Origin of the sequence: Synechococcus sp. CS-1332 (assembly GCF_025127995.1) — a bacterium.
Lineage (GTDB): Bacteria > Cyanobacteriota > Cyanobacteriia > PCC-6307 > Cyanobiaceae > Cyanobium.
In genome coordinates this window covers 166,079-188,313 of sequence record NZ_JAHLYP010000042.1, presented here as the reverse complement: position 1 = coordinate 188,313, position 22,235 = coordinate 166,079, and the positions used below count along the sequence as shown (strand labels likewise).

The 22,235-nt window shown below is 70.3% G+C and carries 27 protein-coding genes and 1 tRNA gene; 14 read left to right on the top strand and 14 right to left on the bottom strand.

The features are described from left to right. Window positions 1-2: 2 nt before the first annotated feature. Both KQ305_RS10610 and KQ305_RS10605 read right to left on the bottom strand, forming a co-directional pair. Window positions 3-449: an Rrf2 family transcriptional regulator gene (locus tag KQ305_RS10610; RefSeq protein ID WP_259725362.1), complete on the bottom strand. Its 447-nt coding sequence runs from the start codon at window positions 447-449 to the stop codon at window positions 3-5. Next, window positions 449-2,023 carry a UbiD family decarboxylase gene (locus tag KQ305_RS10605; RefSeq protein ID WP_259725361.1) on the bottom strand — a complete coding sequence of 525 codons (1,575 nt, stop codon included), beginning with the start codon at window positions 2,021-2,023 and terminating at the stop codon, window positions 449-451. Before KQ305_RS10605 ends, KQ305_RS10610 begins: the two co-directional genes overlap by 1 nt. Window positions 2,024-2,095: 72 nt before the next feature. Between KQ305_RS10605 and KQ305_RS10600 the strand changes: the two genes are divergently transcribed. The 5 genes from KQ305_RS10600 (at window position 2,096) to sds (ending at window position 6,668) form a co-directional block, all read left to right on the top strand. Further along, entirely contained in the window at window positions 2,096-2,851 is a 756-nt protein-coding gene (locus tag KQ305_RS10600) for a 2-phosphosulfolactate phosphatase family protein (RefSeq protein ID WP_259725360.1), read from the top strand. Window positions 2,852-2,912: 61 nt separating this feature from the next. Next, window positions 2,913-3,731, top strand: a complete 819-nt coding sequence (locus KQ305_RS10595) for a carbon-nitrogen hydrolase family protein (RefSeq protein WP_259725359.1) — start codon at window positions 2,913-2,915, stop codon at window positions 3,729-3,731. 6 nt (window positions 3,732-3,737) lie between these two features. Continuing rightward, the gene (locus KQ305_RS10590; protein WP_259725358.1) at window positions 3,738-4,838 is read left to right on the top strand and encodes an N-acetylmuramoyl-L-alanine amidase; all 1,101 of its coding nucleotides are present in this window, start codon (window positions 3,738-3,740) and stop codon (window positions 4,836-4,838) included. Beyond that, window positions 4,835-5,659 carry a glutamate racemase gene (gene murI / locus KQ305_RS10585; protein WP_259725357.1) on the top strand — a complete coding sequence of 275 codons (825 nt, stop codon included), beginning with the start codon at window positions 4,835-4,837 and terminating at the stop codon, window positions 5,657-5,659. The genes KQ305_RS10590 and murI overlap by 4 nt, the downstream gene beginning before the upstream one ends. Window positions 5,660-5,696: 37 nt before the next feature. Next, a complete protein-coding gene (gene sds / locus KQ305_RS10580) occupies window positions 5,697-6,668 on the top strand; it encodes a solanesyl diphosphate synthase (RefSeq protein WP_259725356.1) in 972 nt (323 codons plus the stop codon). Here the strand turns inward: sds and KQ305_RS10575 are convergent. The 3 genes from KQ305_RS10575 to KQ305_RS10565 all read right to left on the bottom strand — a co-directional run bounded on the left by KQ305_RS10575 (window position 6,662) and on the right by KQ305_RS10565 (window position 8,215). Further along, complete coding sequence (locus KQ305_RS10575) at window positions 6,662-7,321, bottom strand: HAD family phosphatase (RefSeq protein ID WP_259725355.1); 660 nt, start codon at window positions 7,319-7,321, stop codon at window positions 6,662-6,664. The genes sds and KQ305_RS10575 overlap by 7 nt on opposite strands. Before the next feature lie 14 nt (window positions 7,322-7,335). Continuing rightward, the gene (locus KQ305_RS10570; protein WP_311134345.1) at window positions 7,336-7,662 is read right to left on the bottom strand and encodes a hypothetical protein; all 327 of its coding nucleotides are present in this window, start codon (window positions 7,660-7,662) and stop codon (window positions 7,336-7,338) included. Window positions 7,663-7,762: 100 nt separating this feature from the next. Next, on the bottom strand, window positions 7,763-8,215 hold the full coding sequence (locus tag KQ305_RS10565; RefSeq protein WP_259725354.1) for a TspO/MBR family protein: 453 nt from the start codon (window positions 8,213-8,215) through the stop codon (window positions 7,763-7,765). Between the two features lie 80 nt (window positions 8,216-8,295). Here KQ305_RS10565 and acs point away from each other — a divergent pair, with 80 nt between their 5' ends. Further along, window positions 8,296-10,269, top strand: coding sequence for an acetate--CoA ligase (gene acs / locus KQ305_RS10560; RefSeq protein WP_259725353.1), 1,974 nt, complete (start codon window positions 8,296-8,298; stop codon window positions 10,267-10,269). 24 nt (window positions 10,270-10,293) lie between these two features. On the opposite strand, the gene KQ305_RS10555 is transcribed toward acs, so the two are convergent. Beyond that, window positions 10,294-11,022 carry a DUF1350 family protein gene (locus KQ305_RS10555; protein WP_259725352.1) on the bottom strand — a complete coding sequence of 243 codons (729 nt, stop codon included), beginning with the start codon at window positions 11,020-11,022 and terminating at the stop codon, window positions 10,294-10,296. Window positions 11,023-11,056: 34 nt separating this feature from the next. Next, on the bottom strand, window positions 11,057-11,521 hold the full coding sequence (locus KQ305_RS10550) for a peroxiredoxin (RefSeq protein ID WP_259725351.1): 465 nt from the start codon (window positions 11,519-11,521) through the stop codon (window positions 11,057-11,059). A gap of 101 nt (window positions 11,522-11,622) precedes the next feature. Here KQ305_RS10550 and KQ305_RS10545 point away from each other — a divergent pair, with 101 nt between their 5' ends. After that, window positions 11,623-12,507, top strand: a complete 885-nt coding sequence (locus KQ305_RS10545) for a 3'-5' exonuclease (RefSeq protein WP_259725350.1) — start codon at window positions 11,623-11,625, stop codon at window positions 12,505-12,507. Between the two features lie 111 nt (window positions 12,508-12,618). Beyond that, window positions 12,619-12,873: a hypothetical protein gene (locus KQ305_RS10540; RefSeq protein ID WP_254951202.1), complete on the top strand. Its 255-nt coding sequence runs from the start codon at window positions 12,619-12,621 to the stop codon at window positions 12,871-12,873. Between the two features lie 118 nt (window positions 12,874-12,991). On the opposite strand, the gene KQ305_RS10535 is transcribed toward KQ305_RS10540, so the two are convergent. The 7 genes from KQ305_RS10535 to KQ305_RS10505 form a co-directional block, all read right to left on the bottom strand. After that, a tRNA-Pro gene (locus tag KQ305_RS10535) sits at window positions 12,992-13,065 on the bottom strand. 14 nt (window positions 13,066-13,079) lie between these two features. Next, window positions 13,080-13,442 carry a hypothetical protein gene (locus tag KQ305_RS10530; protein WP_259725349.1) on the bottom strand — a complete coding sequence of 121 codons (363 nt, stop codon included), beginning with the start codon at window positions 13,440-13,442 and terminating at the stop codon, window positions 13,080-13,082. After that, window positions 13,439-13,600, bottom strand: coding sequence for a hypothetical protein (locus tag KQ305_RS10525; RefSeq protein ID WP_259725348.1), 162 nt, complete (start codon window positions 13,598-13,600; stop codon window positions 13,439-13,441). The genes KQ305_RS10530 and KQ305_RS10525 overlap by 4 nt, the downstream gene beginning before the upstream one ends. Continuing rightward, window positions 13,597-13,905, bottom strand: a complete 309-nt coding sequence (locus tag KQ305_RS10520; RefSeq protein WP_216908427.1) for an MliC family protein — start codon at window positions 13,903-13,905, stop codon at window positions 13,597-13,599. Before KQ305_RS10520 ends, KQ305_RS10525 begins: the two co-directional genes overlap by 4 nt. Before the next feature lie 11 nt (window positions 13,906-13,916). Beyond that, window positions 13,917-14,654: a peptide-methionine (S)-S-oxide reductase MsrA gene (gene msrA, locus KQ305_RS10515; protein ID WP_399231306.1), complete on the bottom strand. Its 738-nt coding sequence runs from the start codon at window positions 14,652-14,654 to the stop codon at window positions 13,917-13,919. Between the two features lie 26 nt (window positions 14,655-14,680). After that, on the bottom strand, window positions 14,681-14,959 hold the full coding sequence (locus KQ305_RS10510; RefSeq protein ID WP_259725397.1) for a hypothetical protein: 279 nt from the start codon (window positions 14,957-14,959) through the stop codon (window positions 14,681-14,683). 131 nt (window positions 14,960-15,090) lie between these two features. Next, window positions 15,091-16,839, bottom strand: coding sequence for an ABC transporter ATP-binding protein (locus KQ305_RS10505; RefSeq protein ID WP_259725396.1), 1,749 nt, complete (start codon window positions 16,837-16,839; stop codon window positions 15,091-15,093). 55 nt (window positions 16,840-16,894) lie between these two features. Here KQ305_RS10505 and KQ305_RS10500 point away from each other — a divergent pair, with 55 nt between their 5' ends. From KQ305_RS10500 to rlmB, 6 genes are all read left to right on the top strand, one after another. Further along, window positions 16,895-17,218 carry a DUF3288 family protein gene (locus tag KQ305_RS10500; RefSeq protein ID WP_259725347.1) on the top strand — a complete coding sequence of 108 codons (324 nt, stop codon included), beginning with the start codon at window positions 16,895-16,897 and terminating at the stop codon, window positions 17,216-17,218. 223 nt (window positions 17,219-17,441) lie between these two features. Continuing rightward, window positions 17,442-18,482 carry an anthranilate phosphoribosyltransferase gene (gene trpD, locus KQ305_RS10495; protein ID WP_259725346.1) on the top strand — a complete coding sequence of 347 codons (1,041 nt, stop codon included), beginning with the start codon at window positions 17,442-17,444 and terminating at the stop codon, window positions 18,480-18,482. Then, on the top strand, window positions 18,479-19,678 hold the full coding sequence (gene carA, locus KQ305_RS10490; RefSeq protein WP_259725345.1) for a glutamine-hydrolyzing carbamoyl-phosphate synthase small subunit: 1,200 nt from the start codon (window positions 18,479-18,481) through the stop codon (window positions 19,676-19,678). Before trpD ends, carA begins: the two co-directional genes overlap by 4 nt. Window positions 19,679-19,746: 68 nt before the next feature. Beyond that, complete coding sequence (locus KQ305_RS10485; RefSeq protein WP_259725344.1) at window positions 19,747-20,130, top strand: STAS domain-containing protein; 384 nt, start codon at window positions 19,747-19,749, stop codon at window positions 20,128-20,130. A gap of 16 nt (window positions 20,131-20,146) precedes the next feature. Beyond that, complete coding sequence (locus KQ305_RS10480) at window positions 20,147-20,554, top strand: Mini-ribonuclease 3 (protein ID WP_259725343.1); 408 nt, start codon at window positions 20,147-20,149, stop codon at window positions 20,552-20,554. Beyond that, window positions 20,551-22,233 (top strand): 23S rRNA (guanosine(2251)-2'-O)-methyltransferase RlmB, encoded by a 1,683-nt coding sequence (rlmB, locus tag KQ305_RS10475; RefSeq protein ID WP_259725342.1) that lies wholly within the window; start codon window positions 20,551-20,553, stop codon window positions 22,231-22,233. The genes KQ305_RS10480 and rlmB overlap by 4 nt, the downstream gene beginning before the upstream one ends. Window positions 22,234-22,235 lie beyond the last annotated feature (2 nt).

Here is a 22,235-nt window from a genome sequence, read left to right as displayed (position 1 = left end):
CCTCAGCCCAGCAGCAGCCCCCCGGATTCGCTGACGGCCGCCCGGGCGCTGCGCAGGTCGAACAGCAGGTCCTCCAGGGTGAGTCGGTCCAGTTCCCGCTCCAGGGCCTGCAGCAGGCGCCGGTTGAGCACCCTGGTCACCCGGTCGCTGGGCTGGGGGTCCTCCTCGGGCTCCGCTCCGGCCACCAGACTGGCGGTCGGGGCTTCCACGGCCGCCAGGATCGCCGCCAGGGGCAGGTCGGCGGGCAGGCGCCGCAGCCGGTAGCCCCCCTGCCGGCCCCGCCTGGACTCCACCAGGGCGGCCCGGCGCAGCTTCAGCATCAGCTGCTCCAGCATCGGGGCGGGCAGGTCCTGGGCCAGGGCCAGGGCGTTCACCGACTGCCAGCGCGGTGGATCAAGGGCCAGCTCCAGCAGGGCCTTGAGGGCGTAGATGCCGCTGCGGCGCAGCATCAGCGGCCAGCGGCGAGGCGCTCCAGCACGTACTCCAACGTGTAGCCGAACAGGGCGGGGTCCGGCTCGCCCTGGCCCAGATCATCGAGGCCCAGTTCGCTCCAGCGACCATCCACCCGGGCCTCCAGGGCCGCATCCCGGCCCAGGGCCTGGCCCCAGTCATGGCGTTTCTCCGGGCCGATCTTGGTGGTGGCGTCGATGGCCAGCCGGCCTCCGAGCCCGAGCCGTTCGCTGGCGAAATCGAGCGAGTCGAAGGGGGTGTCCTCCAGCACGAACAGGTCCCGCTGCGGATCCACCTGGGCGCTGATCGCCCAGATCACCTGGCGCGGATCGCGGATCGCGATCGATTTGTCGACCACCACCACGAACTTGGTGTAGGTGAACTGGGGCAGGGCGCTCCAGAAGGCCATGGCCGCCCGCTTGGCCTGGCCCGGGTAGGCCTTGTCGATGGCGATCACCGCCAACTTGTAGCTGAGGCCCTCCATGGGCAGGAAGAAATCAACGATCTCCGGGATCTGCTGGCGCAGGATCGGCGTGTAGATGCGGTTGAGGGCGATCGCCAGCATGGCCTCCTCCTTGGGGGGGCGGCCGCTGAAGGTGGTCAGGAAGATCGGATCACGGCGCTGGGTGACGCAGTGGAAGCGCACCAGGGGAGAGTCCTCCTCACCGCCGTAGAAGCCCATGTGGTCGCCGCAGGGGCCGTCGGGGAGATAGTCCCCGGGGGTGATCGTGCCCTCCAGCACCACTTCGCTGTGGGAGGGGACCTCCAGGTCGAGGGTTTTGCAGCGGGCCAGTCGCACGCCCTCACCGGCGTAGAGGCCTGCGAACAGCCACTCGCTCAGCTGCACCGGAATCGGGGTGGCCGCCGCCATCACCAGCAGTGGATGCACACCGATCGCCACCGCCACCTCCAGCTTGCGGCCCAGTGCCGCTGCTTTGCGCAGGTGTCGGGCGCCGCCTCGCACGCTCAGCCAGTGCACGGTGGCGCTGTTGATCGACTGGCGCTGCAGCCGGTAGACGCCGACGTTGGGAACCCCGGTTTCGGGGTCCTTGGTGATCACCAGCCCCAGGGTGATCACCCCGCCCGCATCCCCCGGCCAGGGGCGCAGCAGGGGCAGGCGCTCCAGGTTCACCTGCTCGCCCCGCAGCACCTGCTGGTGGCAGGGGGGGGTGAGGTCGCGGTCGGGCCGGGCCCGCACCAGATCCCAGAACACCCCCCCGAACTTCATCACCTCCTTGAGCCCCTTCGGCGGCCGGGGCTGCTGCAGCAGGGCCAGGCGCTCACCGAGGGCCTCGAGCTCCTCGGGCCGTTCCATGCCCATGCTCCACAGCACCCGTTCCACCGTGCCCATCAGATTGACGGCCACCGGCATGGGGGAGCCGATCACGTTCTCGAACAGCAGGGCCGGGCCGCCCATGGCCAACACCCGATCGGCGATGGCCGCCAGTTCCAGATCCGGGTCCACCGGCGCCGAGATACGCCGCAGCTGGCCGCGCTTCTCCAGCAACGCCAGGAAATCGCGCAGATTGCGTTGCCGCCCGAGCGCTTTGCCGCTCACAACCCCATCCGCCACCACTCCCGCCACGTCGTCCTGCGCCGTCGAGCTGCTGCCTACTGTGACGCACCCCCGTAGCGACCGCGTCCCGTGCTGCTCTCCTACTTCCACACCTCCGAAGCGGTTCCCCCCCTGCGTTCTCCCGAGGAGGACGGCCCCGATGCGGCCGTGGTCATCGACGTGCTGCGGGCCACGACCACCATCGCCTGGGCGCTGCAGAACGGGGCGGAGGCGATCCAGGCCTTTGCCGATCTGGGCGCCCTCGAAGCGGCCGCAGCCGACTGGCCGGCCGCCCGCCGGCTACGGGCCGGGGAGCGGGGCGGCAAACGGGTGGAGGGCTACGACCTCGGCAATTCCCCCCTGGCGGTCACCCCGGAGCGGGTGGAGAGCAAGCGCATCTTCCTGAGCACCACCAACGGCACCCGCTCCCTCGACCGGGTCCAGGCGGTGCCCTTGTTGCTCACCGCCTGCCTGCCCAACCGCACCGCCGTGGCCCGGCGGCTGATCGAGCGTCGGGCCCTGCGGGTGTGGATCGTGGGCAGCGGCTGGGAAGGGGATTACTCCCTTGAGGACAGCCTGGCGGCGGGGGCCGTGGCTTCGGCCGCGATCGAGCTGGCGGTGGCGCCCCATATGGGGGTCCGCTGCGCCAACGACGAGATGCTGGCGGCCCTGGCCCTCTGGCAGCAGTGGCGCCATGACACCGAGACCTGCCTGCGCAGCGCCAGCCACGGCCAGCGCCTGATCGGCCTCGGCAACCACGACGCCGACTTCGCCTGCTGCGCCGCTGTGGACAGCCTGGAGATCGTGCCGCTCCAGGCCGAACCCGGGGTGCTGCGCGCCAGTTGAGGCGCGCCTTGCCCCCCTTGGCGGCTCCCTTACGATTCGCCGGTCTTGGAGCGGTCCGGCGGTGAGCAGTTTTCTGGCAGCGGCGCTGCAACTCACCAGCACGCCGGACCCGGACGCCAACTTCTCGGCGGCCGAGGAGCTGATCGAGCTGGCGGCCCGCCGTGGCGCCGACCTGGTCGGTCTGCCCGAAAACTTCGCCTTCATGGGCGATGACGCACGCCGGCTTGAGCTGGCGCCGATCCTGGCCGAGCGCTGCAGCCGCTTCCTGGTCACCATGGCCCGCCGCTATCAGGTGACCCTGCTCGGCGGCGGGTTTCCGGTGCCGGCCGGCGAGGGCCAGACCTTCAACCGCGCCGAACTGGTGGGTCGGGAAGGCCAGCTCCTGGCCCGCTACGACAAGATCCACCTCTTCGACGTGGATCTGCCTGACGGCATCACCTATCGGGAGTCCGCGACGGTGCAACCTGGCCACGACCTGCCCCCCGTGGTCGACGTGCCGGGGCTCTGCCGCATCGGTCTGTCCATCTGTTACGACGTTCGCTTCCCCGAGCTCTACCGCCAGCTGGCCGGTGCTGGCGCCCAGTTGCTGATGATCCCGGCCGCTTTCACGGCCTACACCGGCAAGGATCATTGGCAGGTGCTGCTCCAGGCCCGGGCGATCGAGAACACCGCCTACGTCCTGGCGCCCGCCCAGACCGGACTCCACTACGGACGCCGCCAGACCCATGGCCATGCTCTGGTGATCGACCCCTGGGGCACCGTGATGGCCGACGCGGGGGTGGAGCCGGGACTGGCGATGGCCCCGGTCGACATGGCCCATGAGGCCAGGGTCCGTGCCCAGATGCCGAGCCTGCAGCACCGTCATCCGGCCCTTTTCTGAGTGTTCATGGGAGTGCGCGCGGCGCGATTCGCCTGGTTACTGACGCTGCCCCTGCTGCTCGGGGCCCTGCCTGCCCAGGCGGCGAGCGCCCTTTCGGCCTGGCGCCTCAGCAGGGAGGGGGTGCTGGAGTTGCGCACCTCCCCGGGGGTGCGGCTCCAGGCCTTCTACGAGGAGGGTTCAGGCGTCACCGGTCCCCGGGTCTGGGTGGATCTGCCGGGTGCCCCCCAACGCAGCCGTTCGGTGCCCGTCGGTGGCCTGGTGCGGGAAGTGCGCATCGGCAGGCCCGATTCCGGCACCACCCGGCTGGTGCTCGAATTCAGGCCCGGCACCCGCCTTGATCCGCGCCAGCTGCGCCTGGTGGGCACGGCCCGTGATCGCTGGCGCCTCAGCCTCACCGGCCTGCCCCTCAGCGGCTTCACCCGCAATGTCGGCGAGGGCGACATGGAGGCCGCCCCCGCGACCTGGACCGCCTCCCGCCCGAGTGGCTTCGGCAGCAGGGGAAGGGTCACCTCGGGACGGCCGCTCTCCACCGACGGCTTGCCGGCGGTGCCCCGGGGCCGCTTCCGGGTGGTGATCGACCCTGGTCACGGGGGGCCTGATCCGGGGGCCGTGGGCATCGGTGGACTGCGGGAAACCGATGTGGTGCTGGACGTGAGCCTCCAGGTGGCCCAGTTGCTCCAGGCGCGTGGGGTGCAGGTGCTGATGACCCGCACCTCGGACGTGGACGTCGACCTGCCGCCGCGGGTCTCGCTGGCCAACAGCAGCAACGCCGACGTGTTCGTGAGCATCCACGCCAATGCCCTGAGCATGGCCCGACCGGATGTGAATGGCGTTGAAACGTTCTATTTCCAGTCCGGCAGCTCCCTGCGGCTGGCCCAGGCGATCCAGTCCCGGATCATGGCGGTCTCGCCGGGCACGCCCGACCGTGGGGCCCGACCGGGCCGTTTCTTTGTGATCCGCCGCACCGTGATGCCGGCCGCGCTGGCGGAGATGGGCTTCCTCACCGGCAGCGTCGACGCCCCGCGCCTGGCCGATCCCAATTTCCGTCGCCGGATGGCCGTGGCGGTCAGCGCCGGGATCCTCGACTATCTCCAGGGGGACCCATGAGCCTGCTCGTCGGCCTTTTTGACAGTGGCCTCGGCGGGCTCACCGTGTTGCGGCAGGTCCACGCCCTCTACCCCCACTCCCCCTGCCTCTACCTGGGGGACACGGCCCGGGTGCCCTACGGCCAGCGCTCGAAGGAGGAGATCCGGGCGATCGCCTCGGAGGTGGTGCATTGGCTGCGACTGCAGGGGGTGGGCGTGCTGGTGATGGCTTGCAATACCTCCAATGCCCTGGCCTTCGATGTGGCCGTGGCCGAAGCGGGCGTGCCGGTGGTGGGGCTGATTGACAGCCTGGCCAGCGAGCTCACCAGCGACCACGTCGGGGTGCTGGCCACCCCCGCCACCGCCGCCAGCGGCGCCTACCGGCGCTCGATCCAGGCCTGTCGCCCGTCGGCCAGGGTGCTGGAGATGGGCTGTCCCGCCTTCGTGCCCCTGATTGAAGCCGGCGACCTGCAGGCTCCCGAGCTGCGCGCGGCCGCCGCCGCCTATCTGGCCCCGTTGCTGGAGGCCGAGGTGGACACCATCGTGCTGGGCTGCACCCACTACCCGCTGCTGCGGGCCCTGCTGGCCGAACTGCTCCCCCCCGACGTGCAACTGGTGGACCCCGCCCTGGCGGCCGCCCAGCGCCTCGGGCCCCTGCTGGCCAGCCTCGGCGATTCCCCCGAAGTCGACCAGGCGGTGGAGTCGGTGCGTCCGCCCCTGGAGCGCACGCGTTTCTGTGTCACTGGCCCCGCTGAGGCCTTCGCCGGCGCTGCCGCCGCCTGGCTGGGAAGCCGGCCGGCCGTGCGCAGCGTCAGCCTGCAGTCGCCCACCCGCGCCTATTGAGGCACGGCCCCTAGGATCCTTTCATCGTGGAGGTGACGTGGCGACGGTTGCAGAGTTGCTCCAGCCGGTGGAGTCCGACCTCGATGCGCTGCTGGCCGACCTGCGCAGCCTGATCGGCGCCGGCCATCCGATTCTTCAGGCCGCCGCTGAGCACCTGTTCGCGGCCGGCGGCAAGCGGATTCGCCCGGGGATTGTGCTGTTGCTGTCGAGGGCCATTGCCCCCGATGGGGGCCTCAGCTCCCGCCACCGGCGGCTGGCTGAGATCACCGAGATGATCCACACCGCCTCCCTCGTCCACGACGATGTGGTCGACGAGGCCGCCACGCGTCGTGGCGTGGCCACGGTGCACAGTCGCTTCAACCACCGCGTTGCGGTGCTGGCCGGCGATTTCCTTTTCGCCCAGGCCAGCTGGCACCTTGCCAACCTCGATGATCTCGAGGTGGTGAAGCTGCTTTCCCGCGTGATCATGGATCTGGCGGATGGTGAGGTGCGCCAGGGCCTGTTCCGCTACGACACGGGCCAGAGCTTCGAGACCTACCTCGAAAAGAGCTACTGCAAGACCGCCTCCCTGATCGCCAACAGTGCCCGGGCCGCCGGGGTGCTCACCGGCCTGGGCGAACCGCGCCTCGATGCCCTCTACCGCTTCGGCCGCCAGCTCGGCTTGGCCTTCCAGGTGGTCGACGACATCCTGGATTTCACCGCCAGCGACCAGCAGCTTGGCAAGCCTGCCGCCAGTGACCTGGCCTCGGGCTACCTCACCGCACCGGTGCTCTATGCCCTCGAGGAGCGGCCGGCCCTGGCCGGGCTGATCGAGCGGGAATTCTGTGAGGCCGGCGACCTGGACCAGGCCCTGGCCATGGTGCGCGGCTGCGAGGCGATCGGCCGTGCCCGTGCCCTGGCTGAAGGCTTTGCCCGCGAGGCCCACGAAGCGATCGAGTGGTTGCCCCCCTCGGAGCCCCGCAGCGCCCTGCGCGCCCTGCCGGAGTTCGTCCTCAGTCGCCTCTACTGATCCAGCTTCACCTCCTCCAGGGAGTTGAGGCAGATCACACCGTCGGGATAGGCCTGGCAGCTGACCCCTGGCGGCAGCAACACGTGCACCCGGCAGCCGGCAATCAGGGCTGCGGTCACCCCGGCGCTGGAATCCTCGAACGCCCAGCACGCGGTTGGCGCCACCCCGAGGCGCCGGGCCGCCAGCAGGAAGGGATCCGGCGCGGGTTTGCCACCGCCCAATTGCGGATCGTCGCCGTAGACCCGCTCGCTGATCAGGCCGATCCAGGGGTGGGGCGCCACCTTGATCTCCACGGCCGCGCGCGCGCTGCTCGTGGCCAGGGCCATCGGGATGTCCAGGGCCACGCAGCGTCGCACCAGGGCCTCGGCACCGGGCATGGCCGGGGCGCCCGCGAGCAGGGCCTCGGCGATCGGCTGGCGGACGGCCAGCAGCTCCTGCTCGCTCAGCGACGGCCCTCCCGCGGCGGCGATCCACCGGCGCACCTCGCTGGCGCAGTCGTGTCGCCTTCGGCCCCGCAGGCTGAGGAGCTCAGCCCCATCCAGGCGGCGGCCGAAGTGGCTGGCCGCCGCCTGCCAGGCCCTGGCATGGGCGGGTTCGGTGTCCAGCAGCAGACCGTCGAGATCGAACAGGCAGGCGGCGGGTCGCTGGGGCATCCCCCCAGCCTGCATCAGGAAGGATCGTTCTCGGGGTAACGGTCTTCCAGGGCGGTTTCCAGGGTGGTGAGCAGCAGCACCAGGGCGGCCCGCTCATCGAGTTCGCTGCCGCCAACCTCGTCGATCCAGCGGTGGCAGAGGGCCTCGATCTGCTGGAACAGCCCGGTGCCACCCCGCAGCAGGGTCATCACCTTCTCGACGTTGTCCTCATCGATGTCCGGCGGCAGACCCACCACGTAACGGCGACCGTCGTCCCCCACGTAGGTGAGGTTGCCCTCGGCGTCCCGTGTCGGGCCGGCATGGGGCGTGATGGGCTGCTCCTCCATGGCCTTCCGCTCCATTCCGATGGGTTCGCCCCCTGGCTAACGCCGCCGGGCGATCTTGCCAAGCAGCGATGAGCAGCCCTGATCGGCTCGATCGGTGCTTCAGGCCATGGGGGCCTCAGCGGTTCAGCCTCTGCATCCGCCAGGTCACGAACGTGCCGATCGGGCTCCAGAGCAGGAAGGGCACCAGCAGCAGGCTGGCGGGCGGTGACACGGCCAGCAGCGCCAGTGCCAGGCCCAGGCCCCAGAGCCAGCCGGCCAGGCCCGCCGCCGTTCCCCAGGCGAGCCGCCTGGTGCGGCAGATCAGCAGGGTGTAGCTCTGCACCAGCACCAGCAGCACCAGGTAGCCCGCCATGGCCAGCGGCGCCGTCACCCCACCGGCCCTCCAGCGGATCAGGGACGAGGCGTAGAAGCAGAGGTAGACGACCGACCAGATCACCGGGATCCAGCGCTCAAACGTGAGCCAGCGGGGCCTGCGCAGCCGCAGGAACCAGGCGAACTGCTGCTGGCTCGGGGTCAGGACGGCGATCACCAGGCCCATCACCAGCAGGATTGTCAGCCAGGCGGGCATGGGAAGGGAGCCGTGTCCCTCCAGCGTGGCCTGTCTGCGGTTGAATGCACCATGCCCCAGCCCGCCCGGCAGGCTTTGCCATGACCCAGGACTCCTCGCCCACGATCGAGTCGGTGCTCCAGGAACAGCGGCAGTTCGATCCGCCGCCCCAGCTGGCCGCTGCGGCCCGCATCGGTTCGATGGCCGCCTACGAAGCCCTGGCGGCGCGGGCCCAGGCCGATCCCGATGGCTTCTGGGGGGAGGCGGCCCGGCGCGAGCTGCACTGGTTCGAGCCCTTCGACACGGTGCTCGACTGGAGCAATCCGCCCTTCGCCCGCTGGTTCGAGGGGGGCACCACCAACCTCTCCTACAACTGCCTTGATCGCCACCTGGAGGGCCCCCGTGCCGACAAGACGGCCCTGATCTGGGAGGGGGAACCGGGCGACGTGCGCACCTTCACTTACCGCGAACTGCACGCCGAGGTCTGCCGCGCCGCCAATGCCCTCAAAGGACTCGGTGTCGGCAAGGGCGATCTGGTGGCCCTGTACATGCCGATGGTGCCCGAGGCGGCCATCGCCATGCTGGCCTGCGCCCGCATCGGCGCCCCCCACTCGGTGGTGTTCGGCGGCTTCTCCGCCGAGGCCCTGCGCGACCGGCTGATCGATGGCCAGGTGAAGCTGGTGATCACCGCCGACGGCGGCTTCCGCAAGGACAAGGCCGTGTCCCTCAAGCCGGCGGTGGATCAGGCCCTGGATGAAGGTTGTCCCAGCGTCGAGCACGTGCTGGTGGTGCGCCGCACCGGCGAGGCCACCGCCTTCGAGGCCGGCCGCGACCTGTGGTGGCACGAGCTGGTGGACCGCCAGAGCGCCAATTGCCCAGCCGAGCCGATGGCCAGCGAAGACCGGCTGTTTGTGCTCTACACCTCCGGCTCCACCGGCAAGCCCAAGGGGGTGGTGCACACCACCGCCGGCTACAACCTCTGGGCCCATCTCACCTTCCAGTGGATCTTCGACATCCGCGAGGACGACATCCACTGGTGCACGGCCGATGTGGGCTGGATCACCGGCCACAGCTACATCGTCTACGGGCCCCTCTCCAACGGCGCCACCACCCTCATGTATGAGGGGGCACCGCGGCCCGCCAAGCCCGGGGCCTTCTGGGAGGTGATCGAGAAGCACCGGGTGACGATCTTCTACACCGCCCCCACCGCCATCCGCGCCTTCATGAAGAGCGGCCGCGCGGTGCCCGACCGCTACGACATGGGCAGCCTGCGCATCCTCGGCACCGTCGGCGAGCCGATCAATCCGGAGGCCTGGATGTGGTACCGCGATGTGATCGGCGGCGACCGCTGCCCCGTGGTCGACACCTGGTGGCAGACCGAGACCGGTGGGGTGATGATCAGCCCCCTGCCAGGAGCCACCCCCACCAAGCCCGGTTCGGCCACCCTGCCCCTGCCGGGCATCGTCGCCGACGTGGTGGATCTGGAGGGCAACAGTGTGCCCACCGGCCAGGGGGGCTACCTGGCGGTGCGGCGCCCCTGGCCCGGCATGATGCGCACCGTGCACGGCGATCCCGACCGCTTCCGGCGCAGCTACTGGGAGCACATCCGGCCCGCCGACGGCAGCTACCTCTATTTCGCCGGTGACGGCGCCCGCCGCGACGCGGATGGCTATTTCTGGGTGATGGGCCGGGTCGATGACGTCATCAACGTCTCCGGCCACCGGCTGGGCACGATGGAGATCGAATCGGCTCTGGTGAGCCATCCGTCCGTGGCGGAGGCCGCCGTGGTGGGCCGGCCCGACGACCTCAAGGGGGAAGGGATCGTGGCCTTCGTCACTCTGGATGTGGGGGTGGACGGCGATGCGGCCCTGGAGGCGGAGCTGCGCCGCCACGTGGGCCTGGAGATCGGGCCGATCGCCCGGCCCGACATCATCCGCTTCACTGACTCCCTGCCCAAGACCCGCAGCGGCAAGATCATGCGCCGGATCCTTCGCTCCCTGGCGGCTGGCCAGGAGGTGAGCGGTGACACCTCCACCCTCGAGGACCGTTCGGTGCTCGACCAGCTAAGGGTGTGAGGGCCGCCACTGTCCAGGCGCCGTTTACGCGGCCCCGGACCAGGCGCTGATCTGCTCGGCCAGCCGCTCCATCCCCCGTTGGCGGGCCGGATCATCGGCCCATTCCCCCAGAAACTGCTTGCGCAGGCCCCCGCTGGCGGGTGTGAGGTGATCCCCTGGCAGTTCCACAAGGTTGGAGGCATCGCCGGCCCTGGCCTGCAGCACGTCGATCAGCCGGCCGCTCTGGTCGATCGTGTCGCGGCTGAAGCGCACCAGCAGGTTGCGGGGCTGGCGGTAGCTGCTGCTGATCTGGAGCAGGGTCTCCTCCGGGGAGGGGCTGAATTCGCTGCGGAAGCGGAACTGCTGGCCCAGCTCCGCCAGGAAGGGGATCGATCGCTCGGCCGAGAAGTTGTTGAAACTCAGCGCAACCAGGCCATCGCAGCGGCGGCCGCCGTCGGGGGCGAGCAGATGCAGCTTGCAGCCGAGGCTGTGGCCCAGCCGCAGCAGGGTGGCCTCGGCCGGCCCGGCCTGCTGCTCCCGCCACTGGCGGAACAGGCGCCAGGCGGCATTGGCCTGGGCCTGGTGGTCGAAGCCGGGCACATAACTCCAGGCATGGATCCGCCAGCCCCTGGCGGCCAGGGACTCGAGAAAGCGTCGGTAGCTCAGCTGGGGGGTGGCGGCCAGGTAGCTGCCACCGATGAACTCGATCAGCCCGCGGTCCCTGCCCGACGGCTCCAACGTCCAGAGTTCCCCCTGCTGTCGCCACAGCGTCATCGTCTGGGTCCCCGCTTACGGATCGCGGCGCGGGTCAGGACGCCTCGAGGCCACGCAGGGCCTCCAGGGCCTCGCGCCGGTGGGCCGGGCCGTCGAGCAGGTTGTTGAAGACATGGCGAACGACCCCCTGGCCGTCGATGACGTAGGTGACCCTGCCGGGCAGTAGGCCCAGCACGTTGGGCACGCCGAAGGCCTTGCGCAGCCGGTTACCGGCATCCACCAGCAACGGGAACGGCAGCCGGTGGCGGTTGGCGAAACGCCGGTGGCTGGAGGCATCGTCGCCGCTGACACCCCACACCTCAGCGCCGAGCCCCTGCAGATCGCTGTAGCTGTCCCGGAAGGCGCAGGCCTCCATGGTGCAGCCGGGCGTGTCGTCCTTGGGATAGAAAAACACCACCAATGCTTTGCCGTCCAGCTGGTCGCTGCGCCGTTCCGTGCCGTCCTGGTCGGGGAGGGCGATCAGGGGGGCGGTGTCGCCGGGGGCGAGGGCTGGAGCCACGGAACGCGGGGAAACTTCGGGATCAACCCAGCCTAGGAAGCACGACCCCGGCGGGGCCTTGCCCGGGTTGCGACGATGGGGACGCGTGCGGACGGCACCTGATGCAGGAGCAACCCGGTCTCTGGCAACAGAATGATCTGCTGGGCATGGCCGCGCCGGCCGCGACACAGGTCTCAGCTCCTGCCGAGCCGCCCCCCGCCCCCGCGACCCGCTCGGCCCCCCTGTCCCTGCCCGCCTGTGCCGGCCGCCCAGCACGGTCCCTGCCCCGGGTTCCGGAAATCCTGCTGATCCTCGACACGGAGACCACCGGGCTCTCCACCCTCCAGGGCCAGTGCATCGAGGTGGGGGCGATTCTGTTTCATGTACCCCATCGGGCCGTTCTCACCCAGGTGTCCTTCCTGATGCCTTGCGCCAGCAACGCCGCCGAGGGCATCAACGGCATCCCTGCCGCGGTGACCCGCCTGGAGCAGCCCTGGCAGGACGCCCTGGCCTGCTTCCGGGCCATGGTGGGCGCCTGTGACGCCCTGGTGGCCCACAACGTCGCCTTCGACCGTCAGTGGTTCGGGCTGGGGTCCCTGCCGGTGCTGGATCGCCCCTGGATCTGCTCGATGGAGGACATCCGCTGGCCAGCCGAGCGGCAGCTGCGCAGCACCCCTTCCGTCCGCGATCTGGCGCTGGCCTACGGGGTGCCGGTCTGGGCGGCCCACCGGGCCCTGACCGATTGTGTTTACCTGGCCCAGGTGTTCGAGCGTTGCGCCGACCTGGAGGCGCTGCTGCAGGCTGCCCTGGAGCCCCGCAGCCTGTACCGGGCGGATCTTCCCTATGCCGAGCGTCAGCGCGCCCGGGAGGCCGGCTTCCGATGGAACGAAGCGGTGCCACGGGCCTGGAGCCGCCGGCTCAGTCGGCGGGAAGTGGAGGCGCTGGCCTTCCCCGTCCAGTTGGTGCCAGATCCTTCCCCCGCCGAAGACCTGGCCCGGAGCGCCTGAGACCGGCGCCAAATCTTCCGTTTTTGTTTCGATGGTTGAAGGAGAACCGGGGATCCGCGACGCTTCCTCGTTGCCTCCCCACCCTTGGAGTGTTCTTCCGGCGCCGCCGTCATGGTCACCCGGCTGCCAACCAGCTCCGGTGATGGCGCTGAACCCGCGCAGCACCGAGTGCGCCGCTGGCAGACGGCCCGTACCTGGGCGCGGCTGATCCGGGAAGCGGAGGCCCTCTGGCGGGTCGATGTCCGCGCCCTGCGCCGGCTGGCCTCCCAGGAACTGTTCCAGCTGGTGCAGGAGGTGCCGCCCCGGCTGCGCCGACGCGTCAACCTCTGGCTGGTGCGCTTCAACGTCGCCACCAGACTCCACTGAAGCTTGCCCAGGCTCCCCGAACGCAGGAGGGGCAAAAAAAATCAGCTGATGGGATCAGCTGAGAAGAAACACAACGACCGAGCAACAGAGACTCGAATCGTTTGGCGGGCCGGCTGAATCGGAGCGGCGGGATTCGAACCCACGACCCCCACTACCCCAAAGTGGTGCGCTACCAAGCTGCGCTACGCCCCGGCGAAACGAAGTTATCACAGCGTCCTTGGGGTCCCACGACGCCTGGACAGCCGCCGCATCAGGCGGTTCGTGAGGCGTTGGCGCCCCATGACCATGTAGCCGCAGAGGCGCTCGCGGCGCGCCATCAGCCGCAGCTCCGCCAGTCCCATCGTGGCCAGCTGCAATTCGGGAAGCCGCTGCCAGGCCATTGACGGCAGGGGCAGTTCAGAGCCCTCCCGACCCTCCCTGAAGCCTTTCAGGGCGCCGCCGGCCATCCACTCCGGCACGAGCACGAACAACACCGCCAGCAGGCCGTAGAGCTCCACCAGCCCCCTTGGCAGCGGATGCAGCTGGCGCCTCGGCTGGTCCCGGTCCTGGTCCTCGGTGGGGTCGTTCACGAGAGCAGCGGTGGCACCTGGGCGCTTGGCCCCTGTCGCCATTGCATCGGCGGCTCCCCTGAGGGGTTCAGCCGCACCGTCCAGAAGGCGAGGGCGAAACAGATCCCGACGGCGGCGATCAGGGCCACGATCACCACCCGATCGGAGAGGGGTTTCATACCTGTTCGCTGCGCACGCAGATGCGGCGACTGGGCAGCTGTTCAAGGGTGAGTTCATCGCCCCGCAGAATCACCCGCAAGCTTTCGTTCTGGTAGCGGAGGCCCGGTGCGTCCGATTCCTCCCGGAACAGAGTGGACCGGGTGCGGCCGGCGATCAGGGAGGCCTGGGAGGCGTTGCGCTCCAGCACCACCGAGACGCGGTCACCGCAGAGGAAGCGCTCCCGTATGTCGTAGTTCTCCCACCAGGGGGACTGCATCGCCAGCAGGGGCAGGAGTCCGAGCGCGAGCAGCGGGGGGGCGGCCATGGAGGAGGCGGTCAGACGAGGGCGATCGGCGCATTGTCGCCGCGAAGGACGCAATGGGGGATGGCCCAGTCATAGCTTTCCCACACGCCTGCCGGAAGCAGATAGGTGGCACCGGGATAAGTGCCGAGGATGTGGCCCGTGGGCTGGGCGGAGCAGTAAGGGCGGCTTCCTGGCTTGGCCAGGTACTGCTGGTGGTGGGGCTCAGCGAAGTGGAAGCGTCTGCCGGAGCCGATCTCGGTAGTGATCCTTCCCGCCCCGGCGACATTGAGGACCGCCTGGTAGGCCTGGCGGCTGGCTTCGGCGAGGGCCAACAGATCGGGGTCGTCCACGAAGATGGCCGACCGGTACTGGCTGCCCCGGTCATTGCCCTGGCGGTTGCCCTGGGTGGGGTCATGGCACTCCCAGAAGAGTTTGAGCAGATCGGCGAAGGAGACGCGGGCCGTGTCCCACACCACGCGCACCACTTCGGCATGGCCGCTGCGACCGCTGCAGACCTGTTCGTAGCTGGGGGAGGCGAGCTGGCCACCGGCATAGCCCACAGCGGTGGTGACCACCCCGGGAAGCCGCCAGAACCCCTTCTCCGCCCCCCAGAAGCAGCCGCAGCCGAACTGCGCCTCGGCTTGGCCCACCAGCAGGGGGTCCGCCAGCGGGGTGCCGAGAACGGCGTGGATCCCTGCGGCTCCCTTCCGCGCGGCGTCAGGGGCCGGGGTGTTGCTGCCGCCGGAGGGGCTGTTGAAGAGGCCGAACAAGGCGCTATGCCGTCAGAAACCCAACCCTAGGAAGCGCCCTGTTGGTCCTGTTGCGGCACCAGGGCGATGTGGTTCAGCAGGGTGGTGATGAAGGCGAACAGCAGAAAGGGCAGCGACAGCACCAGGATCAGGCCCACCCCCACCAGGGCGAACAGGGGACGGCTCGCCCCCATCAGGGCCAGACCCGCCGCCAGGCTCACGAAGATGACGGCCATCCAGATCAGCACCTGGGCGTAGATGTCACCGAACGTCAGGGTGCAGCGAACGTTGAGCGGCTGGCTGAAGGGCGACGGGGTGGGGGCCATGGGAACGGCGTGGCAGGCGGTGAGGGAACCACGGCCCATCCAGATAAACCCAGCCAACGCCCCTGGGTGGTGCAACTCAACAACTGTTAGAAACCCGCGTCCTGCAGGCCTGCGGCGCTTGTCCCTTCGGCTCAGGCGGCCTGAAGCTGACGGACGGCTTCCTCCCGGTCCCAGAGCCGGCGGTAGGTGCCCTCCTGCTGCAGCAGGTCGGTGTGGTGGCCCTCCTGGACAAGGTGACCCGCTTCGAGCACCAGGATCCGGTCGCAGGCCGCCGCGGCCGAGAGCTGGTGGCTGATCATCACCACGGTGCGCTGCTGCTCCTCGCGCACCGAGCGCAGGATGCCCGCGGCGGTGGTGTTGTCGACGCTGGCCAGGGCGTCATCGAGCACCAGCAGGGGAGCCTCCACGAGCAGCGCCCTCCCCAGGGCCGTGCGCTGGCGCTGCCCACCGCTCAAGGTGATCCCCCGCTCCCCCACCAGGGTGCGGTAGCCATCGGGGAAGCCCTTGATGTCCCCCTCCAGGCGGGCCTGCCGGGCGGCCTCCTCCACCCGGTCCATGCCGGCCTCAGGGTCGCCATAGCGCAGGTTGTCGGCCAGGCTGGCGGTGAACAGGTAGCCCTCCTGGGGTACCAGGGCCACCTGCCGGCGCAGATCGCTCAGCCGCAGCCGGGTCACGTCGACGCCGTCGAGGAACAGCTGGCCGGAGGGCACCTCCACCATCCGGCCCAGGGCCCGGGCCAGGGTGGTCTTGCCGCAACCCACCGGCCCCACCACGGCCACCAGCTCACCGGGGCGGATCTCGAAGCTGAGCTCCTCGAGGGCCGGCCGCTCCGCCCCCGGATAACGGACCGTGAGTCCCTTGGCCATGACGGCCCCGAGGGCCGGTCGCCCGGGGGGCAGCGGATCGACGGGCGAGACGATGGCGGGTGGATGGCTGAGCAGGGCTTCCACCCTCTCGAGGCTCACCTGTCCGGTCTGGAAGGTGTTGAGGGTGAAGCCCAGCAGGGCGGTCGGGAACACCAGCCGTTCCACGAACAGGATCAGGGCCACCAGATCGCCGATACTCAGCCGACCGCTTTCCAGCTGGCCGCTGCCCAGGGCCAGCAGCAGCAGCAGGCTGAGGGAAGCGATCCCCTCGAGCAGGGGAAACAAGGTGCTGCGGGTGCGGGCCAGGGAGAGCTGGGCGTCCAGATACACCTTGTTGAGGTCGGCAAAGGCCTTCTCCTCGGTGGCCTCCTGGCCGTAGATCTTGATCGCGCCGATGCCGCTGAGGTCCTCCTGCACCAGGTCGCTGAGGTTGGCCAGCACTTCCTGCTGCCGGCGCTGCTGTTTCATCATGCGGCCGCCGAACAGGCGCACCACCATCAGCATGCCGGGGTAGAGGGACACCGCCGCCAGGCTCAACAGGGGGTCGATCGCCAGCATGGCCGGCAGGGTGAGGGCATAGGCCAGCACCGTGTTGGTGAGACTGAGCAGGGCGAAGCCCAGCAGCCGCCGGATGTTCTCCACATCACTGGTGGCCCGGCTGATCACCTCGCCGCTGCCGGTGGTCTGCACCCAGCCGGGGTCCTGGGTGAGCACGTGGTCGAAGATGCGCTCCTTCAGGCTCGCCTCCACCTGCCGGCCCACCCCGAACACCAGCATCCGGGAATAGAGGCGGGTGGCGCCCATCACCGTGGCCATCACGACGATCAGCCCCGCCACGCCCAGCACGTCCGCCATCACGAAGCCGGGCTTGAGCGCGTTGATCGTCTGCCGCACCACGAGTGGGATCGCCACCCCCAGCAGGTTGACCACCACCAGGGCTCCAGCCCCCACCAGGACCGTGCGCCTGTGGGGACGGAGGTAGCGCCCGATCAGATCCAGCCGCAGGGCGCTCATGCAGGAAGGACGGGGCATGGGGGCCCCCTAACCTAGGCATCGCTCCCCAGGGCCCATGGGCCGCAGGGCCATGGACGACCAGAACCATCCCCTCCATGCCATCGACCGGGAGACGGTCGACCGGCTGCTGGCGGTGGAGCGCCCCCAGGAGGAACACCTGGTTGATGCAGCACGGCTGCAGATGCGCTACGCGGGTTTTCCCGGAGCCGCCGACATCCGCGACGACCTCGAGAAAGTTCTGCGGCTCTGGGGACTGGACGCCGAGGCGCTCCATGGCCGCACCCGGACCATCTGGGCCGCAGGGTTTCGGCCGGGCGGCGCTCCGGTGGCTGAAGCGGTGGGTTCCGGGTTCGACACCGCCTCCGACGACGCGGGTTGAGCGCGGCGATACCGGTTTTCGGCCCGTTGGTCAGAATGGCGCTCCTCAGGCGATAGTGGAGGCGTCCCCATCACCCGGCCCGACGTGCTCTGCACCCGGGCTATTTTTTTGGGGAGCTGCTGGCCAGGCCGGGCCTGGCCGGGCCGTGGCCAACGGCCCTGGGGTGTCAGGTGGCCAGTGGCAGGATTCCCTTAGGTTGCCGCAGACGGTTCAGCTTTCGGTGATGCCCGCCTCCCCCGCCTGGCCCCAGCTGCTGGAACAGCTTCTGTGTGGCCGGGACCTTCAGGCCGAACAGGCCGAGGCCCTGATGCGTGGCTGGCTGGCCGGTGCCATCGATCCGGTGCTGACCGGGGCTTTGCTGGCGGCCCTGCGGGCCAAGGGCACCAGCGGCGAGGAGCTGGCGGCCATGGCCGCCGTCCTGCGGGAGGCCTGCCCCCTGCCTGGGGAGCGGCCCCCGCTGGAGCTGATCGACACCTGCGGCACCGGCGGCGCCGGCGCCGACAGCTTCAACATCTCCACGGCCGTGGCCTTCACGGCGGCGGCCTGCGGGGCCCATGTGGCCAAGCACGGCAACCGCAGTGCCAGCGGCCGCGTTGGCTCGGCCGACGTGCTCGAGGCCCTGGGCCTGCGCCTGGGGGCCCCCCTGGCGACGGTGGTGGAGGCCTTGCCGCGCACCGGCGTCACCTTCCTGTTCGCCCCGGGCTGGCACCCCGCCCTCGTCGGCATGGCCCCCCTGCGCCGCAGCCTCGGCGTGCGCACCGTCTTCAATCTGCTCGGACCGCTCGTCAATCCCCTCACGCCCGAGGCCCAGGTGCTGGGTGTGGCCCGGCCCGACCTGCTCGATCCGATGGCCGACGCCCTGCGTCGCCTCGGTCAGCGGCGCGCCATCGTCGTCCATGGCCATGGCGGCCTGGATGAGGCCACCCTCTCGGGTCCCAGCGAGCTGCGTCTCCTGGAGGACGGCGTGGTGCGCAGCGACTGGATCGATCCCGCGGAGCTGGGGCTGGCGCCTGCCGATCTGGAGGCCCTCAGGGGCGGGGATGTGGACGCCAACCGTCTGATCCTGGAGGCGGTCCTGCAGGGACGGGGCACCCAGGCCCAGACCGATGTGGTGGCCCTCAACGCTGCCCTGGTGCTCAAGGCGGCGGGGCTGGAGCCGTCCATCGCCGCGGCCCTGGCCCGGGCCCGCCAGGCCCTGGCTGACGGCAGCGCCTGGGCCAGGCTGGAAGCGCTGCGGGCCGCGCTGTCGGGGTCTGAAGGATGATCAGGGTTCCTGCCGCCGCCACCCTGGATACCCCTCAGGAGGCCCCTGTTGCGCCCAGCACCGCTCCAGACGACGCTCCGGCCGTGCTCGTCCTGGCCGATGGCACCGTGCTGCGGGGCCTGGCCTGCGGGGCCCGTGGCAGCGTCTGCGGCGAGGTGGTCTTCAACACCGGCATGACCGGTTATCAGGAGGTGCTCACCGATCCGAGCTACGCCGGCCAGCTGATCACCTTCACCTATCCGGAGCTCGGCAACACCGGCGTCAACGGCGAAGATCTGGAGGCGGACCACGCCCATGCCCGCGGTTGCATCGTCCGCCAGCTCGCCCCCCGGCCCAGCAACTGGCGCTGCGAGGAGACCCTCGACCACTGGCTGAGCCGCCAGGGGGTGGTGGGCATCCGTGGCGTCGACACCCGGGCCCTGGTGCGCCATCTGCGCCAGGGCGGCGCCATCAACGGCGCCATCGCCAGCGACGGCACCGACCCGGCCACCTTGCTGCAACAGGTGCTGGCCACCCCGGCCATGGATGGCCTCAACCTGGCGGCCCGGGTCAGCACCAGGGAGCCCTACACCTGGAGCAGCCCCTGCGCGGCCCCCTTCGACACCAGGCTCCAGCCCCGTCCTGAGCGCCCCTACCGGGTGGTGGCGATCGATTTCGGCATCAAGCGGGCCATCCTCGAGCGCCTGGTGGCCCACGGCTGCGCGGTCACCGTGCTGCCGGCCGATGCCAGCCTGGCGCAGGTGCTGGCCCTGGAGCCGGAGGGGGTGTTCCTCTCCAATGGCCCCGGCGATCCGGCGGCGGTGCGCGAAGGGATCGCCCTGGCCCGCGACCTGCTGCAGCAACCGCAGCTGCCGGTCTTCGGCATCTGCCTCGGCCACCAGATCCTTGGACTGGCCCTGGGGGGCCGCAGCTTCAAGCTCGGCTACGGCCACCGCGGCCTCAACCACCCCTGCGGCTCCCCCGGATCGGTGGAGATCACCAGCCAGAACCACGGTTTCGCCCTCGATCCGGCCTCCCTTCCGGACGAGCGGGTGCGGATCACCCACCACAACCTCAATGACCGCACGGTGGCCGCCCTGGAATTGCGCCATCAGCCGGTGTTCGGCATCCAATACCACCCGGAGGCCAGTCCCGGCCCCCACGATGCCGACCATCACTTCGCCCGGTTCACGGCATTGATGGCGGAACGCCGTTGAATCGCCACGTTTCGTTGCGGTACCCGCATTCGGGGTAGGGGTCTCTACAGTTCGGCGCGTTCAACACCTTGAGGACTGGGGCCATTACCGACCTGCAGCGACTGACCGTCTCCCTGAGAGGGGGCAGCGAACGGCGGGAAGAGTGCCTGCTGTTCAGTTTCACAGGGCAACTGGACGCCTATTCCGACAAGCAGTTCACCGAGTTCATCGGCGATCGGCACAAGGGGGAAGCCCTCCCGGTCGTCATCGACCTCAGCCGCATCGATTTCATCGACTCCTCCGGACTTGGCGCCCTGGTGCAGCTGGCCAAGCTGTTCAACGAGAGCTCCCGTCAGTTCCTTGTGGTCGGCAACGCCCGCGTCGTCCAGACCGTCAAGCTGGTGCGCCTGGAGGCCTTTCTGCACCTGCAACCCGATCTGGAGTCCGCCCTTGGCAGCCTCGCCCCCGCCTGAGGGGACTGGCCGCTGGGTGGCCTCCGTGCCAGCCCAGGCTCCTGGCACGCCCCTGGCCACGGCCCAGCTGGCCTGGTTGGGGGATGCGGTCTGGGAACTGCACCAGCGCTTGCGGCACTGCCGCCAGCCGGCCCGGGCCGCCGAGCTGCACCTGGCTGTGGTGGCGGAGGTCCAGGCCGAAGCCCAGGCGGAAGCCCTGCAGCGTCTGGATCCCCTGCTCAGCGAGGTGGAGCGCCGCGTCGTGCTGCGCGGCCGCAACCAGGCGGGACGGGGTCCCCGCCGTGGCAACCCTCGGGCCTATGGGCAGGCCACGGGATTTGAGACGATGCTGGGATGGCTTTTTCTGCAGGACCCCAGACGGCTGGCTGAGCTGCTGGACCATCTCGAGAAGACCGAACCCTGTCCCCCCTCCGCCAGCCCATGAGTCCCTCCCCTGACCGCCGCGGCGACCGCCGTCCCGACCGCCGTCCTGACCGTCGCCCTGATTCCGGCGCTGACCGGACCCCCCGCCGCCTTGGCTCCGGCGCCGGTGGCCGCCCCATCAACCGCGGTTCCGGCTCCGCCCGCCCCCGCCGCCCCGGCGAGGCCTACGGCCGTGACAAGCCTCCCTTTGATCGGGAACGCGGCGGAGAACGCGGTGAACGCGGCGGTGAGCGGCCGGGTGGCCCCGACCGCTCGGCCGGCAGCCCCTACGGCCGCCGTCCCTACGAGGGGCGCCCCGGCGCCGATCGACCCGACGACTCCCGCGGCGGCGCCGGACGGCCGACCCGCGAGCGTCGCGGTGGTGACCGCTTCATCCCCGCCCGACCCTCCTTCGGCCGCCCCGTTCCGAGCCGTGGTGGGGCCGGACGGCCGACCACCGGCCGTCCCATCCCCTCGCGCACCGGCCCGGCCCGCCGCGGACCGGCCCTGTTCCGGGACGCGGACCGCGCCCCGCGGACCTTCCAGGGACGCAGCGGAGCTGAGCGGCCGGAGTCCGACGGCTCTGATGTCGACTTCCGTGGCACAGCCGACGCCTTTGCCGCCGCCGCCCCCACTGACCTGATCTGGGGACGCCACACGACTCAGGCCACCCTGGAGAGCGGTCGGCCGATCCACCGGGTGTGGTGCACGCCCGAGATGCGTTTCAACCCGCGTTTCCTGCAGCTGCTGCGGGAGGCGAAGTCCTCCGGCGTGCTGGTGGAGGAGGTGACCTGGGCGCGCCTGGGCCAGCTCACCGGTGGCGCCGTGCACCAGGGCATCGTGCTGCAGCCCGCCGCCGCCGAGACCCTCGACCTGACCAGCCTGATCGAAGGTTGCCGCTCGATCGGTGAGGCCCCCCTGCTGATCGCGGTGGATGGCCTGACGGATCCCCAGAACCTCGGGGCCATCGTGCGCAGCGCCGAGGCCCTGGGCGCCCATGGCATGGTGCTGCCCCAGCGCCGCAACGCCGGCCTCACCGGCTCGGTGGCCAAGGTCGCCGCCGGCGCCCTGGAGCATCTGCCGGTGGCCCGGGTGGTCAACCTCAACCGTTCCCTCGACACCCTCAAACAGGAGGGGTACCGGGTGGTGGGCCTGGCGGAGGAGGGCACGGTCAGCCTGGAGGAGGTCGACCTGGAGGGCCCCCTGGTGGTGGTCACCGGTTCGGAAGGGGATGGCCTGTCGCTGTTGACGCGCCGTTCCTGCGACCAACTGGTGCGCATTCCCCTGCGGGGCGCCACCCCGAGCCTGAACGCCTCGGTGGCCACGGCGCTGCTGCTCTACGAAGTGGCCCGTCGCGGCTGGATGCGGGGCCTGACGGGCACCGCTCCCGCCCCCAGGATTGTGCGCCCCTCGATGCCGGCGCCACCCGATCCCGATGAGGAGTCCTCCGCTGCGATTGAGCCAGTCGCCTGGCAACACCAGGAAACACCTGGCGACGGCGAGCCGGAACCGCCCGTGGAGAGCGAGCCGGAACCGACCTTGGAAAGCGAGCTGGACGGGTCCGACGAGCCGGTTGCCAACGAGTTGCTCGCCGAGGATGACCAGGATTCTTCCCCGGAAGCTCCCCACGGGGACTCCCTGGAGACACTGCCGCATCTGCCCGAGTCGGCAACAGGTTTCGAGGGCGACATCCGCCTTTGAAC